At 45.4% G+C, this 19,607-nt stretch carries 11 protein-coding genes; 6 read left to right on the plus strand and 5 right to left on the minus strand.

The features are described from left to right. Positions 1-244 precede the first annotated feature (244 nt). A complete protein-coding gene (locus tag QUB39_RS00530) occupies positions 245-679 on the minus strand; it encodes a hypothetical protein (protein WP_333055379.1) in 435 nt (144 codons plus the stop codon). Positions 680-1,499: 820 nt separating this feature from the next. Between QUB39_RS00530 and QUB39_RS00535 the strand changes: the two genes are divergently transcribed. The 5 genes from QUB39_RS00535 (at position 1,500) to QUB39_RS00555 (ending at position 13,512) form a co-directional block, all read left to right on the plus strand. Continuing rightward, positions 1,500-2,291: a sigma-70 family RNA polymerase sigma factor gene (locus tag QUB39_RS00535; protein ID WP_333209067.1), complete on the plus strand. Its 792-nt coding sequence runs from the start codon at positions 1,500-1,502 to the stop codon at positions 2,289-2,291. Next, a complete protein-coding gene (locus tag QUB39_RS00540) occupies positions 2,281-3,441 on the plus strand; it encodes a DUF1822 family protein (RefSeq protein ID WP_333209069.1) in 1,161 nt (386 codons plus the stop codon). The genes QUB39_RS00535 and QUB39_RS00540 overlap by 11 nt, the downstream gene beginning before the upstream one ends. A gap of 31 nt (positions 3,442-3,472) precedes the next feature. Next, positions 3,473-5,335, plus strand: coding sequence for a CHAT domain-containing protein (locus tag QUB39_RS00545; protein WP_333209071.1), 1,863 nt, complete (start codon positions 3,473-3,475; stop codon positions 5,333-5,335). Continuing rightward, positions 5,332-6,438: a hypothetical protein gene (locus QUB39_RS00550; RefSeq protein WP_333209073.1), complete on the plus strand. Its 1,107-nt coding sequence runs from the start codon at positions 5,332-5,334 to the stop codon at positions 6,436-6,438. Before QUB39_RS00545 ends, QUB39_RS00550 begins: the two co-directional genes overlap by 4 nt. Before the next feature lie 399 nt (positions 6,439-6,837). After that, positions 6,838-13,512, plus strand: coding sequence for a CHAT domain-containing protein (locus QUB39_RS00555; protein ID WP_333484972.1), 6,675 nt, complete (start codon positions 6,838-6,840; stop codon positions 13,510-13,512). Here the strand turns inward: QUB39_RS00555 and QUB39_RS00560 are convergent. After that, positions 13,462-13,644, minus strand: coding sequence for a hypothetical protein (locus QUB39_RS00560; RefSeq protein WP_333209078.1), 183 nt, complete (start codon positions 13,642-13,644; stop codon positions 13,462-13,464). The two genes, QUB39_RS00555 and QUB39_RS00560, sit on opposite strands and share 51 nt — an antisense overlap. A 176-nt stretch (positions 13,645-13,820) precedes the next feature. On the opposite strand from QUB39_RS00560, the gene QUB39_RS00565 reads away from it, so the two are divergent. Beyond that, on the plus strand, positions 13,821-14,828 hold the full coding sequence (locus tag QUB39_RS00565) for a tellurite resistance TerB family protein (RefSeq protein ID WP_333484973.1): 1,008 nt from the start codon (positions 13,821-13,823) through the stop codon (positions 14,826-14,828). A 286-nt stretch (positions 14,829-15,114) separates the two neighbouring features. Here QUB39_RS00565 and QUB39_RS00570 read toward each other — a convergent pair whose 3' ends face one another. The 3 genes from QUB39_RS00570 to QUB39_RS00580 all read right to left on the minus strand — a co-directional run bounded on the left by QUB39_RS00570 (position 15,115) and on the right by QUB39_RS00580 (position 19,355). Beyond that, positions 15,115-15,681 carry an RNA-binding protein gene (locus tag QUB39_RS00570; protein ID WP_333209082.1) on the minus strand — a complete coding sequence of 189 codons (567 nt, stop codon included), beginning with the start codon at positions 15,679-15,681 and terminating at the stop codon, positions 15,115-15,117. Between the two features lie 563 nt (positions 15,682-16,244). Beyond that, positions 16,245-16,373, minus strand: a complete 129-nt coding sequence (locus QUB39_RS00575) for a hypothetical protein (protein ID WP_333484974.1) — start codon at positions 16,371-16,373, stop codon at positions 16,245-16,247. 402 nt (positions 16,374-16,775) lie between these two features. Beyond that, positions 16,776-19,355 carry a zinc metalloprotease HtpX gene (locus QUB39_RS00580; protein WP_333209084.1) on the minus strand — a complete coding sequence of 860 codons (2,580 nt, stop codon included), beginning with the start codon at positions 19,353-19,355 and terminating at the stop codon, positions 16,776-16,778. Positions 19,356-19,607 lie beyond the last annotated feature (252 nt).

Here is a 19,607-nt window from a genome sequence, read left to right on the forward strand (position 1 = left end):
CCATGATATTAAATTGGGATATTGGGATTTTTTGACCGCAGATATTAGCAGATAAACACAGATGAACGCAGATGAAATGTCGTCTGCGTTCTTTTAATTAAGCTTGAATCCTTTAGCGGCTAATTGCTGGCGGAGACTTTGGATTATTACGCGATCGAGAGTATTTTCACCACTATTGGTACTAGATTGGCGCTGTTGTTCAATATATGCTGTACGCTTTTGAGATAAGTCGCGGATGGTCTTTTTAATGGCCTCTCTTTCGGTTTTCTTTCCAGCTACATATGCTTTTTTCTGTTAGCGTCATCCCTCGCATGATTTCGGGTAAATTATCATCTGATATTGCCTCTAGTTTAACTGTGCCGTTTTCGAGAGCATCGAGCAAGTCCCAAGAAGCATTATCATAGTATTCAGAAGCTTTGGACGCACTACGCAAAACCCTATTCCTGCCAGCATTACTATCTTCAACTGCTTGACGTTGTTGTCCTATTCTTCCTTCTCTACCGTAAGGAATGTAGGTTTGATTTAGTTTAGTATTCCAAGTAGAAATTTCGTCGTAAGGGGACTTGATTACTACAATTTGTTGGTTTTGATTAATGTTGAAGCTACTGCCTTTTGCTAAGGAATGAGAATTAAATAACTTCCACTCTTGAAAGTGGGATGGGCCTAAGAGCCCATCCAAAAAGGACGGGCTCTTAGGCCCATCCCACAAACTTGTGGAAGTTATTTAATTCTCATTCCAAAGATCGATCGCCCCTCAAGCCTTTTTGTTCTTTCTATTTATTTATCAGGGTGAGCTCGGTAGTTTTATGCAAAACTCTCCAGTTTTTTTGGTCGAGTTTGGCAAAGACTGCGTGGAAGTACGGAACCACGGGTGTTTTGGGGATTTAAGGGCGATCGAATAACGCGCTTTCCCAGAATCCGGCGGGGAATGAATTCCCCGCCTCATAGCGAAAGTCCTCTCAAAGAGGACTGGTAAATTCTTCAGTCGGCGACCGACGACTTTCGCTTTGAGGCTCTTGTTTCAACAAGAGCCGGAGTTCGGGATTGCGAGATAGCCGGATTGCGCGATCGATCTGCTTGTTAACACTAAAGATCGATCGCCCCTCAAGCCTTTTTGTTCTTTCTATTTATTTATCAGGGTGAGCTCGGTAGTTTTATGCAAAACTCTCCAGTTTTTTTTGTCGAGTTTGGCAAAGACTGCGTGGAAGTACGGAACCACGGGTGTTTTGGGGATTTAAGGGCGATCGAATAACGCACGGGTGGTCATAAACCGGGTTTTTCGCAGAAGACTTCGTTACAAACCTGCATAAATCGCAAAAACCCGGTTTATGCAGGTTTTGATGCGTCTTAACAAAAATTCACATCTAATTCAACTGCCCAATCCACCGCACAGCAAGACTTTCAACCATCCTCTGAAAAAAATTTCTGAATTTCGCATAAATTCCTCCAACTTACCCTGATAAATAAATGTAGGAACAAAGTTGCGGCCGCACTTAACTATGACTGATAAATCCAACCCCTCCGAGGGGGAAGACCACTTATCCGACGAAACCGATGCTGTTGGGTGCTCAGTAAAATCGGAAAAGTTCGATCGAGATCCCGCACACCAGCAAATCGTCGAACTCGTCACCAAAGCTTGCCAGCAGCCCCCCGGCAGTATCAGGCGAAGTCGTTTCTTGAATCAACTAATTCGAGAGATTATCAAATCCGGCAAACTCTGGAAACCAAAAACACCTTACTATGAAGAGGCATTGCAAGAAACCTGGATCTATCTCAATCGAAATTTATGTGAAGCTACCACAGCAAAACGACCTTACGATCCCGAAGAAAGCCTGATTACTACTTGGTTAAATAGCTATCTCGAAAGGCGGCTTTTTGATTGTCGTCTGGCCCCAATAAAAGAAAGTGAGACACCAAACCGCCGTCGAATAGCGTCCTCAGAAGGAAAACAAGACAAAGAAACCATCAATCCCATTGACTATCTCGCCGCCGATTATGATGTAAGTTTCTATTTGGACGAACTTCTCGCATGGATAGAAACCGATCCAAATAACGAGTTAAAAAGCAGACACGTTAGAGGCAAACCGCAGATAAATTGTCAAGTTTTATTGCAGCGAAAATGTTTGTACGGTCAAAGTCTTAAAGAACTCGCCAAAGAGTTTGGCTGCGCCCATTCTACTTTATATCAATTGTTCAACAATGACTGCCGTCATCTGCTGCAAAAATTTTGCGAAGACCAAGGATATCAAACTTTAAATATACCAGGAGTGTACCAAAACAATGAACCATAACAACCTTTGGGAAATCGAATCTTTGCCAATGCCAATTACTCAGAAGGCACTGCAAGTTGCTCAGCAGTTTGCCACCCAACAGCGCCACCCGCAAAGGCACGAGCAAGTTTATCTCAATACTTTGGCAGTGCTGGCAGTTCGCGATTATCTAAAAATCATCGATATTGAGACTGACTTGACTGAATGCGATAGCTGGAATCCCGTAATTCGCCTGTTTGCAGATGCGGGAGATTTGTATGTTAAAGGATTGGGAAAAATCGAATGCCGTCCAATTAAAAATCGACATCAAACTCAAGAAACTGGCAACCAGAATTCATCTGCACATCCGCCTGAGATTTGCCCAGTGCCGGTGGAAGCAAGGGCAGAACGCATTGGCTATATTGCTGTAGAAATTGATGAGGAGGAAAAGGAAGCGAGATTGCTTGGTTTTTCTCCCAATGCGGATGCGGGGGAATTAGTATTGAGCGAATTGCATTCCCTGGATGATTTTTTAGGGCATCTAGAACATTTGTTGGAATCTCAAATTAACCTCAGTCAGTGGTTGATGAATGTATTTACGGCTGATTGGCTGCCTTTTGAAGCGGTATTTAACCAGCAGACACAAACTTCTCAGGTGGAGATTCAAAATCCGGTTGAATCTCAGTTAGGCAATTGGTGGCAAAATTTTGTAGACAGATGTTTGCAGCAATTGGATCGAGGTAAACAAAATTTAAAAAACTTGATTTCTCCTGACGAAACCCCCAGTTTTGCATTACGAGGAGGTGGAAATTCGAGAGAAGAATCTGCGTTACAGAGCAGTCAAAGTAGCATCAATAGGTTTCCCGAAGCCGATGTCACGCGGGCTAAGTTGATTGACTTGGGAATGCGGCTGGGAAGGACAACGGTGGCTTTGTTGGTGGCGATTGCTGAAGAGAGCGATCGCACTGTCAGAGTTCACGTTCAACTGCATCCGGCGATCGGAGAACGTTACCTGCCCCAGAATATTAAACTTTCCTTAATCTCCGACATCGGTAAAAATCTAACCGAGTCACAATCAAGGATTCAGGAGAGGTACATTTTGCTGAAGGATATTGAGGTCGATCGAGACGAGAGTTTTAGTATTCGAGTAGCTTTAGATGATTTCAGCGTCACAGAAAATTTTGTGGTATGATATCTCGATTAACTCTACTCGCGTCTAATTTATGAGCTTAAGATTTATCTTGGGTTTAGGGATTGGGGATTTACACAAGGGTTTTCCCGACATCACAGGGGAGTTTCAAGAAAACCAAACAACAGTTCATAAATTTAAAGGAAGTTTGCCACCAGCCCCGGAAGTTGATGATCTGCAAAAAAGATGGCAACTTATTTGTCGTGCGGGAAAATCTAGCAACATCCTTTCTAGAATTAAAGTTAAGGCTACAGGGACAACCAATATTTGTGAAGATAATCCTCAATTGATCTATCAATATTTGAATGAATCTATGAGGCTGTGGCTGAGTAGTGAGGAGTTTTATGCGGGAATTGAGCATAATTTTAGAAATGTAGTTGATGCGTTTGGTGGTCGAGATCGGTGCTTTGAAGTATTTCTCGAAATCAAAGATTCGGAAAATTGGCATCTGCCTTGGGATGCGTGGAAATTTCGCGAAGATTACAAAAACTGTGAAATAATTAAAAGTCCGTCCCAGTATAGAAAAGCTCTCAAAAAGGCAACTACAGGCGGAATGCCTCTGCCTTCGCGAGGTAGAATTTTATGTGTCTCCGGTAATAGTGACGGACTCGATCTGAAACAAGATGAGAAAAGTCTTCAAATGTCTTTTGGCGATCGCTGCAAGTTAGAATTTATGCAACAGCCAACACCGGAAAAGCTACGCGAGAAGTTGTTAGAGGATGAAAAAAATTGGCAGATTTTATATTACGGCGGGCATAGCAATAGCAATGCTGTCAATGGATGGCTGCATATTAATGAAGCAGATTGCGATAATACTGTCACAATAGACTATTTAAAAGAGGGGTTGGAAAAATCAATTTTTCAAGGATTGGAGTTGCTAATTTTAAACTCGTGTTCTAGCCTCCAATTGGCAGCAGATTTAGTAGCTGGAGGCTTGCCTTTACCGTCAATGATTGTGATGCGTGCGCCGATACCAGAAAAAATTGCTCACGATTTTGTTAAGTCTTTATTCGGATATTTAAGCAAAGAATATCCTTTGTTTTTAGCAGTACGAAAAGCTAAGGATTATTTACAGAAATGGGAATCTCAGTTTCCCGGTGCGAGTGCGATACCAGTGCTCTGTCAGCAGCCAACTTTTGATGGGTTGACTTTACTGCAATTAAAGCGCGATCGCCCTTTGATGGCTGCTGCGGATGATGTGGTGGACGATCGCCCAAACAACGATATCTCTATTTTTATTTCTAATTTGATGCAGCGCCTGGGAATCGGTTTAGCTACTACCGCTAGCAGTTATATGTTAATGGGCCCGATACTTGCCCCAGTTGCGAATCAAATTGGCATGGCAAACCACCGTCAAAATAAACCTTTAATTGCTAAATTATTCTACAAATTAGCCAGCTTAATTAATCTGAATTATGCACAACCTTACTATAATTTAGCTATGTTGTGCGACGAATTGAATGACGATCGCGGTGCGTTAGAGGCCATGCAAAATGCTGTATTGCGAGGACTTCCTGATGCTTCTGCTCAAATATCTAAATTATTCATTCGCAAGGATAAACATCAAGCAGCTTTAAAGGCGATCAACCTTTGTTTAGAACACGCTAAATACGACGGTGTAAAAGCTGCTTGTATCAAAAATCGCGGCTGGATACGGTTTAAAGAACAGCAGTATGACGATGCAGAGATAGATTTTCAAACAGCAATTGGATTGACAGACAATAGCCCGGAAGCTCACTGTTTTTTAGCACGGGTTATGGAAACTAAAGGTAAGCCCCATGAAGCGTTAGAACACTGGGAAAAAACGATTAAATATTCTAAATCTAGCGTACCAGAACAAGAGCAATGTATCCAAAGTGCTAAACAACATTTACGAATAAAAGGAAATATCAAGTGAAAATCAGGATTGCAGTTTCTATAGCTTTAAGCTCGATCGCAACTACCGCACTAGCAGCCAGTAACAGAATATCCAACGGACTGATTATCCATAGTAGCGGGGAAGTTGCGATCGAGCGCCAAAACGGGCTAATTGTCCGCCCTACCAGCGGTACGCCGATTTATCCGGGAGACACACTGCGAACAGCACAAAACGCACAACTGACTATCCAATGTGCAGATTTGGGAATTAAGTCGATCGCAGGGAGTGAAAATCAATTGAATAGCTGTTTGTTAGCCAAACAAGAGTCGAAATCTGATTGCAGCAAGGACTTGATTAAATGTCCCGATCGCGGCGACGATAAAATTGCTTGGAATAGCGCGCCAATTCCTTATATTATCAGTCCGCGGCGGACGAAATTGCTCGACAGCAAGCCAATTTTGCGGTGGAATCCGGTTGCTGGTGCTACTAGCTATAAGTTGAGCCTCCGGGAAAATGGAGCGAAATTAAACTGGGAAATGACTGTTAGCGGTACTGAGGCTGTGTATCCGGGGGAACCGGCGCTGAAACCGGGTGTTAGGTACCGATTGATTGTCGAGGCGAATACGGGTGTTTCTTCAGAAAGTGCTGTTGGGGAGGGGGATATCGAGTTTAGCTTGCTGGATGAGACTGAGGTGGAAAGGGTGAAAAGTGAGGTTGGGGCGATCGACAAACAAGTACCTAACGAAAACGCCAAAAAATTAGCCATTTCTAGCGTTTATCTTAACACAAACTTGATTGCCGAAGCAAGAGAAATTTTAGAAAATTTACAAGAAACAGGCATGAAAACACCGCCCATTTATCGCACGTTGGGCGATTTGTATCTAGAAAAGCTACAACTGGTTCCCCAGGCTGAAGTCTACTATTCCAAGGTGATTAATACGGCGAAACCTGACGATATTGAGGAGTTGACGGCCGCTAGATACGGATTGGGACAAGTTCATTCAGCCATGAGAAATAATCTGGAAGCTATGAAATATTTGCGAATGGCAAAAGATGGATATACAACCTTGGGAGATTTGCCAATGGTGGAAAAAGTAGAGAAGCAATTGCGAGATTTGCAAAGGAGGGAAGACAGGAAATAGTAAGGGGCTGTGACGTTAATTCCGGCAGGGTTGTGACGTTAATTTCGGCAGGGAATGAATTCCCTGCCTCAAAGCAAAAGTCCACTAAAGTGGACTGACATCAAACTTTTTTCTACAGTTCTATTCAAAGGACTTTCGCTATTAGCCAGGGAATTCATTCCCTGGCGGACTCGCGGGATGTGACGTTAATTCCGGCAGGGAATGAATTCCCTGCCTCAAAGCAAAAGTCCACTAAAGTGGACTGACATTAAACTTTTTCTACAGTCCTCTTCAGAGGACTTTCGCTATTAGCCAGGGAATTCATTCCCTGGCGGATTGACGGAATTTGGGACTGTCAGAGGGCGCTGGCGGACTTTCGCAATTATCAGAGTGTACGAAACATCATCTACTAACAAAACCATGAAATCAACACACAAAAAACCCCGCTTTTTCCTCACCTTCCTCTCCTTCACCACCTTAGCAATGTGGGAAATAGGACTTTTCCCCGCATCCCAAACAGCCACAGCCCAAATTACCCCCGCAACCGACGGCACCAATACTCAAATTACTCCCAGCGGCAACCAATTCAACATCAACGGCGGCCAACAATCCGGTGACGGCACAAATCTCTTTCACAGTTTCCAAGAATTTGGTTTAACTCAAGGGCAAACTGCCAATTTTATATCAAATCCCAATATCCGCAATATTTTAGGGCGAGTTGTCGGCGGCGATGCTTCGCTGATTAACGGATTAATTCAAATAACGGGCGGCAATTCCAATTTATTTTTAATGAATCCGGCGGGGATTGTTTTTGGCACAAATGCCAGTTTGAACGTGCCTGCTGCTTTCACTGCGACTACTGCGACGGGCATCGATTTTGGCAATAACTGGTTTAGTGCGGCTGGTACTAATAATTATACTCAATTAATCGGAAATCCTAATAGTTTTGCTTTTACAAATACGCAACCGGGAGGAATTGTCAATTTAGGCAATTTGGCAGTGGGACAAGGGCAAAATTTAACTTTATTGGGCGGCACGGTTTTGAGTACGGGACAAGTTTCTGCACCGGGAGGGAATATTATTATTGTGGCTGTACCGGGTGAGAGTTTAGTCAGAATTAGTCAACCGGGAAATCTGTTAAGTTTGGAGATTCAGGCGCAATCTGTAGCAGGCAGTTTGCCTCAAAATTGGGTGTTGCCGGTTGCATCTTTGCCGCAGTTGTTGACTGGTGGCGGAGGAAGTGCAACGGGGGTGACAGTCAACGCTGGAGGGCAAATAGAATTAACTGGTTCTGGTTTGCAGGTAGAGAATGGAGATGTCGCTGCTAAAGAAGTAACTGCGGAGAATGCAACGCTGTCAGCTAATCGCAATTTGACATTAGTTGAAAGTCTGTTGCGTACAACAGGCGATTTGAATTTGCTGGCTAACATTACAGTGCGGGTGCGCGATAGCGTGGCAAATCCGTTTGTGGCTAATGCTGGCGGTAATCTCTACATTCAGGGCAATCAAAGTATCGATCTTTTGGCGCTGAACCATCTTTCGCAAACGCCTTTTGTCAGCGGTGGAAATCTGACTTTAGTGAGTGATGGCATCATATCTACAGATGCTCACTTTCGCAGTGGCAATAATATGTCAATTCTCGATCGTTCGGGCAAACCTGCTAATTTTACCAGTTTGTACGATCCAATATTTACGCAGCCCAATGACTATATCTCTGGGGGATATACGGGTGCCTCTCTGAAGATAGATACAACTTTAGGAAAAGGAAATATTACTTTTAACGGTGGTATTTCAATCACAAGTCCAGATGCAGCTTTTGCTAATGCTTCTCCTGGTACAGATGAATTTATTTTAGCTACTTCGCGCTCTATAATTTTGCGATCTGGCGGCAATATTCAAGTAAAAAACATTTACAATTATAATAACCAGCCCAATAATGTAGGTCCTATAATTATGCAAGCTACAGGCAACATTCAAGCGGGAATTATTTCAGTCTATAATATTGCGGGTGATGCTGGTTATATATCTTTGAGTGCTGGGGGAAATATTTCAACAGAAGCACTTCTTGCTAATAATATTTCTGGTAATGGCGTTGGCGGTGATATTACTGTGAATGCAGGTGGCAGCTTTACTGTTATAGCAGGAAATACAGCGGGTGCGGAAAATATAACTACTTCCGCACCTAATGGAGGGGGTAATATTACCATTAAAGCAAAAAACGATATCTCGATCGGCTGTGCTACTTTCTGGTTTTGTTTAGAAACTGTTAGTAGGGATAATGGTTTCATCAAGGCTAATGGAAATAGCGGTAATGTTAGTATCATCAGCGAACAGGGTTCTATTATTTTCCAGACTCCCCGATCTATAGATACGAGTAATAGCGCTTCTGTCGGCATTCCTGGCTCTGTCAATGTACAAGCAAGAGGGAATATTACTTTAGGTGAGATATTAACCTACAGTGAAGACCCTTCACAATCTGATGGTGCAAATATCAATATTACGAGCGTAAATGGAAATATCCAGCTTGGCGAAATCAATAATTCTTCAGACGGCGGTAATAGCGGCAATATTAATCTCTCTACAAGTGGAAATATTATAACAGGTAACGTATTAAACTATGGTAAATTGCAAGGCGGAATTGTTAATTTTACTAGCACGAATGGCAGCATCACTATAGGAAAATTAAATGCAACCAGCTCTCAGGATTCAGGAAATGCTACGATTTTTCTACCGGAAAATGGTGGGTCAATTACTTTGAGTGCCGATCGCAATATTACGACTGGCAATCTCACTGTAACAGCGAATCAAAACGGCGGCCCGATCGCACTTACGAGCACTGTCGGTTCCATAAATACCGGAACGCTTAATGTCACGGGCGATCGCGCTGCTGGAAATATCACTCTTCAAGCCAGCACCGGCATCACAACACCGACAACAGGAACCGCGATCGCGGGTACTTCTAGTAACGGCAACGGTAGCAATGTTACTTTATCTACTGCCAGCGGTGACATTAATATAGGCGATGTATTAGTATCTGGAATAAAGGGTGGAAATCTTAACTTTACTAATAGCAACGGCAATATTACTACAGACCAGTTATTGACAAGTTATGACGGTCCATCTCCCGATCTTAAAACTAACACAGGCGGCACTGTTAATCTAAATGCTGGGGGAAATATTACTACCAGCGACATCCGGGCGATCGGCAATCAAGACGGCGGCTCAATCACGTTTAAAAGCGGCGGGGCGATCGACACTACCGCCGGAATCATCAATGCGATCGGCGGCAACAACGGCGGCAATATTTCCCTCGAAGCTGGAACCAACATCAGTACGGCAGGAATTGGTAGCGCTTTATTATTAAGTGGGTTCAACGCCAATAGCGGCAATCTTCGCATTCAAAGCGGCGGTAATATCGACACAACTGCAGGCCCAATTATTACCGCTGCGGCAAATGGTAAGGGCGGAGATATCACCATAATTGCTGGCGGAACAGTTTCGACATCTGATATTAATTCCCGCACTTTCGCTCCCAGTATTACTGTGAGTGGTGGCAATATTGATGTTAAGGCCAATAACTCTATTACTGCCAGTGGCCAGATCGAAACCAACCGTAATAACATTACTTTTAACGCTCCGGTAACATTAGGTGACAACCTGTCGGTCAAAATCTTAGATACTGGCGATATTACTTTTAAGTCTACTGTTGACGGGCCTTACAGTCTTACTGTTCAACCCCAGGCGGGAAGTGTGGATTTTGGTAAAGATGTTGGCAAAGCGACTGCCCTCAACAGCATCAATATTGAAGATGATATCACCAAAAATTCCGGTGCAATTAACATTTTTACTACGAATAATATTACCGCCCAAAATATTAAGTCAGCGACCGGAATTTCTTTGGATAGCGACAAAGGAGAAATCACCACAGGTAATCTCGATGCGACTTCCCCTAACACTGGCGGTAATATTGCTTTGAGCGCTGGAACTAATATTGCTGCGGGCGATATCAATACCTCGTCTGCTGGTAATGGTGGCAGTATCTTGCTCGACGCTACCGGAAGTATTACTGTTGGTGAAATTGACTCTTCGGCGCAGGGGAATGCAGGGAATGTCACGGCTTATAACCGCAGTGCTGCGGGCAATATTACGGTGAGTCAAATTAACGCTCAAAGTAGTCTCGGCAAGGGTACGGGAGGCAATGTCGAGATTCAGATGGGAGGGTTTTTTCGATCGCTCAATTCCTTCACAGACAGCAACGGCATTAATGCTAGCATTTCTACCGCTGGAAGTCCTGGAGATAGCAGCGGCGGTACTATAATTATCCGCCACGGAGGCGCAGGATTAACGCCGTTTATTGTCGGTGATTCTGCCACAAATGGAACGGCGGGTGCAATTACTAGGGGAAATTCTAATCCTATTCAAACAATTTTGCCGGATAACTCCTATCTCTATACTCACAGACAGGATGTCGATCGCATTCAAATTATTTCCGTACCGCCGCCAATAGTTGCACCGACACCCGCAGCTACTCCAACACCCGCAGCGACTCCAACGCCCGCACCCACACCCGCAGCGACTCCCACGCCCGCACCCACACCCGCAGCGACTCCCACGCCCGCACCCGCACCCGCAGCTACTCCCACGCCCGCACCCACAGCCGCAGCTACTCCCACGCCCGCACCCACAGTCGCAGCTACTCCAGCGCCTTCCCCAACACCGACTCCAGCGCCCGCAAGCACGCCCTCACGGCAACTCCCACCGCGTGTACCCGTCGCACCTTCGGCAACTCCCGAAAGCTCGATCGCACCTGCCCCAACACCCGAAAGCTCGATCGCACCTTTCCCAATTCCCCAAATATTTATCGAACCTTCGGCAACACCCGAAACTTCGATCGCACCTTCGGCAACACCCGATCCGATAACTGGTTTTCCCCTCAACTTCCAACTACCTGAATTGCCCGGTTTATTCCTACTGCCACCCCGCGCGCGCCCCACCCAGCCCTCAACACCCACAACCCCAAACGCTGCTGCCCGCCTAGCTTCGAGGCCTACCCTTCCCTCTGTTTCCCAAATCAACTCCTCCCTCGGCGCTCAACCTGCGATCGCCCCTCAACCTTCAAACGCGCCAAATCCCGCGCCCACAGCCCCTCTTGCCTCTCTAACCCAGCCTGTAACTCAGATTCAGCCACCACCTACAAGTGCGATCGTACCCGCACCTACAAGTGCGATCGTACCCGCGCCCGCTGTCAGCCCAAGCCAAACTCCGCAACAGGAGTTAGCTTTTTTAATTGGCGATTTATTGGGAGCACAAACCTCGATCGACCAAAATGCTGAAACGGGAAATACCGAATTAGATTGGAAGCGTAACAATGAAACAATTATCTCCCTAGAACTTCCTTACTCCCCGTCAGTTAACACGATTGCGGGAGCCGAAGCAAATAACCTAATTTCCACACAGACATCTACTGACAATTTAACTGTTTCAGTCGCAGAAACTCCGCCGGAAATAATTGTGCAAACTCCTAGTTTACCGATTGCTAATTCTGAACCCTTTGATGTCAATCTTTCTGATCTTTGGGAGAGAATAGCTGCAATAAATACAGCGCCAGTTCAAGATTCACCGAGTATTACTCCAGCGCCCGCACCAATTCCCGCACCAACTCCAGCGCCGCCACCAACTCCAATTCCCGCAACAATTCCAGCACCCGCCCCAACTCCCGAACCAACTCCAGCACCCGTAGCAACTCCGATCGCAGAAAATCCCCCACCCGCAGATATCCCAAATCTCTTTCCCTCACCAATTAGCAGGTTGCTCGTAGAACAAACTTTAGAACAAGGCAATGCTAACGATGCTGTTGCTTTAATTGACCAACTCTTTGAACAAGACTACGAAAATTATTATGGGGAAAATTTCACGGATAAAAAAATCAACGTTCAATATCTAAGAGAAACTCTCAAAACAATTAAGGAAGAAACCGGGAAGCAAGCTGTAATTGTTTACGTTGTGGCAGGTATCCGAGACTTGTGGCTAATTTTAGTAGTTCCAGATGGCCCTCCAATTATCAAAAAAGTCGCCCTTGCCACAATAATAGAATTAAAGAAAAATGTGAAATATTTGCAGGAATATTTAGGGAATCCTTGGGGTTCGCAAGATACAAGATATTTGCCAAGCGCCCAGGAACTTTACAAATGGTTAGTTGCACCGATTTCTCAAAATTTAGAATCATTAAATATCGACACTCTCATTTTTGCATTTGATGCCGGTTTGCGCCAATTGCCCATAGCAGCTTTACACGATGGCAACCAATTTTTAATAGAAAAATACAGTCTAGGTTCAATTCCCAGCATCAGCTTGACTAACACCAATTATCAAAGTTTGCTGAATGCCGAAGTTTTAGCAATGGGTGCTTCAGAGTTTCCACACACCAAGAAAGAGCGTTTGCCAGCAGTGCCGATCGAATTATCTGCGATCGCCGGGAGGAGAACAGAAACGCAAAATCCAGCAGGATTTCCCTTGTGGCAAGGTCGCTCTTTTCTCAATCAAGAATTTACCCTGCAAAACCTGAGAAAACAGCGAGAACAACAGGAATTTGGAATCGTTCACTTAGCTACTCACGCCAGTTTTCCTCAAGGCGAAAATGGAAAAAAAGAAGCTGAGATTGATTTGTGGGACAGCTCTTTGGCGCTAGATGAATTTAGGTTGGCGAAGTGGTACGATCGCCGACAAGTAGAATTATTAGTGCTGAGTGCGTGCGAAACTGCGATCGGGGACAATACAGCAGAAATGGGATTTGCTGGACTGGCCGTCCGCAGTGGTGTAAAATCAGCGCTAGCGAGTTTGTGGAAAGTTAATGATATCGGCACTTTGGCGTTGATGACCGAGTTTTACGGCAATTTGCGATCGGAAAACATTAAAGCTGAAGCGCTCAGAAAAGCTCAACTGGCAATGATCCACAAACAAATTTTAATTAAAAACGGTCAATTGCGGGGGACTGAAGGCGCGATCGACCTTACCCAATCGGCGCAAGTACCAAATGCAGATTTCTCACACCCGACGTTTTGGGCCGGATTCACAATAATTGGCAGTCCCTGGTAATAGGCGATATCTGTAGGGAAACGGCACAGCGCCGTGTCGGGTGCGATATCTGTAGGGAAGCACTACGCCGTGTCCGGCGTCCAGAGTATCCCTGACAATTCCCGCATCCAGGATACCCGCCACGTGATTCATCCGTCCAGAAATAAAAAACCTGTACCCGATGAAACTTGCCGAACGTATTTATCTCGCGCAAGTCAATTCTAAAATCTAAAATCTAAAATCTAAAATCTAAAATCGATTGACTACTATCTTTTTATGTCATAAATTGGCTATGAATAGCAAAACTCAACACTAGCGGGGCAAAACCTGTGGGCAAGTTTGATAAAATATTCAATTCAGAAGACCAATCCGAAGCAAGCTTGACTTTAGAAGAATCCGTAGCAGCGGTAGCACTTGTGGCAGCGGAGGCAAATTCCCCTGATACGGATGCTGATATCTTAGAAAGCATACTTTGGGAATCAGAAATATTTGCTGAATACTCGGAAGATGATATGTCAGCAATGTTTCAAAGACTCGCCGGTATTGTTGCCCAAGACGGTTTAGGAGCATTATTTAATACTGCTTGGCAATCCATGCCCGATGAGTTAGTATTGGATACTTTTGCCATAACCGCAGCAATGTTTGTCGCAGATGGCGAAATAGCTCAGAAGCACCAGGCTTTTCTTCAGGAATTCCAGCAAGCATTAGGTGTGGAAGACGAGGAAGCTGCAGAAATTATTGAGGATGTAATTGCTGCTTACTCGGAAGTAGAGGGCGAAGAGTCTGATTTCGATGCGGCATGGTACGTATCTCCTGAAGGCAATTTTAGCGTTCCCATTCCCGTTGATGAGGAACGAGGCGGTAAAATTGATGATCAAGAAAGCTGTGTCGCATTTTCAGATGACTTTGGCGTTTTGCTGAAAATTGATTATTTCCCTGTTGTTGGTGAAGTGGAAGAAACAATCGAGTCGGTTGGCGAGGAAGGTTATCTCAAGTCTTTTCTCGACAATTTTGTTTCTCAGGCAATTCTGGCTAATGTTCCCAATTCTAAGTTACTCCACGCGGAATATTTAGAAGATGAAGAAGCTTATTTCGTGGTTTTAGATTTGCCTGGGGGTGCAACTATCAGCGTGCAAGAAAACGATCGCCCTCTGACTCGGTTGGATGCTTACCGGGGACTTATGGCTTTTATTGCTGACGATTTTTGCTACACGGTAAGCTGTCAGCGCATTTATCAGGAGGGGGATGAATTGGGTTCCCTGGAGTCTGAAGTTGAGGGAATTATGAACAAGATTTTTGAGTTTATTGAGACAATCGAATTCGGGCCGATCGAATAAAGAGGACTTATACCTTTTTCGATTAAAGAATTGGGACTGGTGCGATCGATTGACCGTAAGAACCCGGCCGGGGCGGGTTTTTGAGATTGTCAATTATTGGCGGGTATTGTTGGTGAACCCGCCCCTACCATATTAATGGTAATTGATAGGACATGATATTACAGGTTTTTTTGCAATAAAATAGTGCGATCGACAACAGGGTTTTTTGACCGATTCTCGATCGCACTTCCAGATACATTCAGTCAACCAAAGTCGAGAGGTAGCAGCAATTAGCCGCCATTTTCGACTAATTAGTAGTCTGAGCTTCCACCAATCTTTGCTTGAGTTCTTCCAAAGCACTCGCCCAGCGCGGATCTGGCTGCACCGAGCCGGAATCAGGGCTCGACACCGTTGCTGCTGACTGATTGCGGCGAGACTTGTTGTTGTCACCCCGACGGCGATTGCTTTTGCTGGAGGCGCCTCCACCTTGGCTAGGGGGAGCTGACGAGCGCTGCTGTTGCTGCGGCGCAGGCACAGGCATTGGAACAGACGCCGATGCCGACACCAACTGTGGTGACTGGGGCGACTGCTGCTGATCGTCTTCGCCCTTCTCAGATTTACCCTTAGAGCGGGGTAATGCCTTCTCTATTTTCAGCGGGTTTTCTTTGAACATCAAGCCATTGTATTTCTCAATAACTTGGTCGGCTTGTTCGTCGGTTAGCACCGTCACAAAACCAAATCCTCGGCATTTTCCAGTTTTGCGGTCTGTAATTACCTTGGTGGTAACAGATTCGCCCTCCGGTGCAAAAACTTCTTGCAATTCTTGGCGATCGAGTTCCTTGGGTAGATTGCCAACATAAAGACGAATAGACATGAAAAATTCCTCCCGACTTGGATTTTAATTAATTTGCTCGAACAGAATTACCTGAAGTCAACTGAATATTGACTTCAGGCAAACACCACATAACCGGAGAATTGGCGCATTCCTCCCACCAACCTTGACAGCTCCCCCCACCTTTTAGAACAAAAAGATGATTTACTCTGATAAGGCCGGAACTTAACCGCCGATGCAGAGAGCTTTTAAATCTCAGGTTGTTGTGTAAACTTTTAGTCATCACTCAAATGTTTAGGCTATTGGCTATTCTGTATTACTTGCTTCCGGTTTTGATTCAGAATGTTTATAGCCAGCGCCGTCTAGAAATTTATGTCCAAGGATGTCAATTGTAAGCGATCGGAATGCCAGTATTCAGTTTAATACAGTGATGGATAAAATGGCTAACATTTTTTCAGCCAGTAATCTTACCTCGTTCCTAATCTCGCTCCTAATGCTGAGAACTACTCATTTACCCACTATCCCTTAAATCCGGCCCGGCAGAGTCCGAGCATTCTTTAAAGGTATCACAGCCTTGGTAACAGAGCTAGTTATTTAGGAAGATTTCAGTCTGTATTTAACGGAAACCACATCTGAATCACTTTTGAGAATTCATCCCGCACAGCAAAAATAGCGATCGAAAAAAAACAGCCGACAAGCGGCTGGCTGTACTTGCTGTGTTGGGATGTTGACAATTTTTACGCAATGCCTTAAGGGATTTTAGCCAACTGAAGTTATCGCGCTGTTTGATTCAATCCAATTTATGTAAACTAATGTAACAGACCGCTGGCAAAAAAGCAACTTTTCTTTACGAAGGAAGTTCGGCAACGAGCAATGTACGGGATGTAACGGATGTAACGGATGTAACGGATAGACTGTAGGGTGCGTAGGGAGCAACTCCAGAATCCGATCGCCCATCCCCTGTTTAACTCAAAACTCATCTGGGGCTGCGCGTTGTGCGCGATCGAGTGCGGCAATCTGATAACTATTCCTCATACCTGTAAAAAATGCAATTGTAGGCAACCTCGAAACCCTTATGCAGTAAGTCATTTCCCATTCTTCAATCTAAAATCCAAAATCTAAAATCCAAAATCGTCTCACCTTGGCCCCTGGATAATAATGTATGCGCCCCAAAAAGCAGCAGCAAAGGCCAAAATCGCAGACCAAATCGGATGTCCGCTGTCACTAACCCTCCCTCCTTGACTGCGGAGACTTTCAAGGTCGATCGCCACAGTAGCACCCCGGCGCAGCCAACCAGTCGCCACCACAGATGTTCCGATCAAATCGCTAGGGCGAGTAGTCTCTTTGAACAAAAATGGCCACAAAGAGCCAATGTAGCCAAACCTCGAAACATAGTGCAACCTCACCAAACCCGTCGCCGTTTGCAAAATCAAATCTTGTCCCAGCCAATTACTCATACCCGATCGACCCAAAAGTAGGCCTTCCAGCCGCACCGGTTCAGCATCCAGCGGCAAACTATCGGGATTTGACAAAATTTCCGGCAAACTCGGCGAAGCGGTTTCTCGCGGTATAATATCCGGGAAGAAATAATTGATCCGCATCAAAGTACCGATGCTAAATCCGATCGGCAAACAGCCCCAAATAATCGATCGATCGCCCCAAAGCCAATCCAACTGCCAAATACTCGTCCTCGAAAAAATCCCCCCAATCAGCCAAAGCACCCCGACTATCGCCAAACTCATCGGAATTCCAAAAAACGGCGCACCCTGTAAAAATAGTTTTGAATCTTTAAATTCGACTATTGACTTAAACAGAGACAATTTTCCTTTCCTGGGTTGTTCTTGCACTCCCGCGTCTACCAAATCTAACTCTGTCTCCAGTTGCCAGAATTGAGCATAAAGAGCCAACAGCTTCAAACGCTCTCCCAGCAAAGGATGCGCGCGGTTAACCGTCAACCAATTGCGCTCCCGATTGCTGACATCCCACAGCAAAATCTGTTCTAGCGGCGCGTGTAATGCAGCAGAACCAAGGGTTACAGCTTGTCCAACGCCTACAGGTAACAATAGATCGAAACTTTCCAGGAAAAAGCTAGTTTGTTTTTGCTGTTCGATATTATCAGCAATGCCGATCGCAATTTTAGCCACTGCCCGCGTCAAACCGTTAGGATTGCCCGTAATTTCCGCAGCAGTGCGATCGCTAAAATACACTCTGCGGCGCGACAGCCACAACATCGGCCAGCGCAACAACTTATAAATCCCGTAACTCGTAGCAGAAATTGCAGCGGCCACAAATTTAACAGCAGAACGCAAAAACTCGATCGTCATTAAATCACACAACCGCTCTTGCCAGTGCGCCACCTGCCAATAAATCAGGTAAGGAATCTGAATCACCAGCAGCGCCAGCGACATCGGCGCAAAATCCCAGTGAGAGATATGGGCCAACTCCCGCGCGAAAATCGTGGCAATTTCATCATCCGTCAATTGTTCCAACAGCCCGCGACTCACAGCAATCCGAGCAAAACGGGGCAAACCGCCGTAACTGAAAGCTACAGGAACATTCAGCGGCAAGAGTTTCAACACCGGCGTCGGCATATTTTGCTTCGTACAAAAGCTTCGCAGTACCCGACTAGCTTCTTTGCTGTGCTTGGATAAAACTGACCCGCGCAGGGTTTCGATGCCGCAAAACAGTTTCAGCAGCGAGTCTATCAGCCAGGGAGACGAGGCCAAAAGCAATCCAAAAACCATCTGAACAAACGGAGTTGGATCGCGGTAAAAAAGCTGAATCGGCGCGAAAATAGGCAGTCTAGTGAATATGTAAAGCTGAACCAACAGAGAATTAGTGTTTGTCAGCAGGAATTGCAGGATAAACCGGGCTAGGAAAAATAGGGCGATCGCACTTGCAACGGCTTGTATCCGAAACTCCAGCAACTTCAGCGGTTTGAGCGGGCGCGGGCTTTTCGCGCGCCCGGTGTCGCGCCAAGTGAGTTGGTAAGTGGTAATATCTGGGCTGGCGACTCCGGGAATATCTGTTGGGGAAGCGGAACTATTTTCGCCGCTAATTTCTGCGGTTTCGGGTGCGGTTTCGGTCGAGTTTTCCGGTTCAGAAGTCTGGCTTGTGGGGGGTGGAGGTGGCGGGGAAATCGGTTGCGATTTGGCGTTCCCAGGCTCTACAGCAGGCTCTAAAGGTAAAAATCCTGTTTTTTTGTCTACGGTAGGTCGTAGCGAAGCGGGGCGTAAGCCATCGCCCCCTATCGATTTTTTCGGCGATTCAGTTCCGGCATCAAAGGCGACAAAGCCTGTTTCGGGGGGAGTTTCTGCGGATTTTGGTTTATTTTCCGGTGGTTTTGGGGGGGGAGGGGGGGTTAATTCTTTTAAAGTGCGATCGGCCCAAGTTTTGACTTGAGGGTTGGGACTTTTGGCGAGGGAAGAGCACAGGGCGATCGCCTTTTTCAGATTACCGGTTGCTTTGTACGCACCCACTAACCCCATCTGCGCGCGGATTCCCGACGGCTGATTAGCTGCGGTTTGGGTAACGGATTCTAAAAGGGCGATCGCCCGATCGTAATCCCGCGCTTTCAAAGCAGCTAACCCAGCCTCTAGAGCTTGTTTCACAGATAAATCCGCCGAATTTTGAGGGTTTGGAGATGCCATGACAGTGATTGCACTAGCGCCTTGTCTAAGATAGCTTGGCTGGTCGATCGATAACTGTTCTAACACAGCTCTATTTTGCTGTCATTAGTTGCAACTTTTGCCGCCAGGTACTTAAATAATTTCACTAAAATTATTTGTTTCTGAGATATTGCGCGATCGCCACGATCCGACAGGGGTTTAAACCTCTGCCTCAAAGCTAAAGTCCTCTACAAGAGGACTGAAGAATTACGCCAATTCGTGGTTAAATACTTCCTTGCTCTTTTAGTCTCGCGTTGCGCGGACTTTGTTTGACAAGAAGCGATTTCAATCGCCAGGTTT

Origin of the sequence: Microcoleus sp. AT8-B5 (genome assembly GCF_036705565.1) — a bacterium.
GTDB lineage: Bacteria > Cyanobacteriota > Cyanobacteriia > Cyanobacteriales > Microcoleaceae > Microcoleus.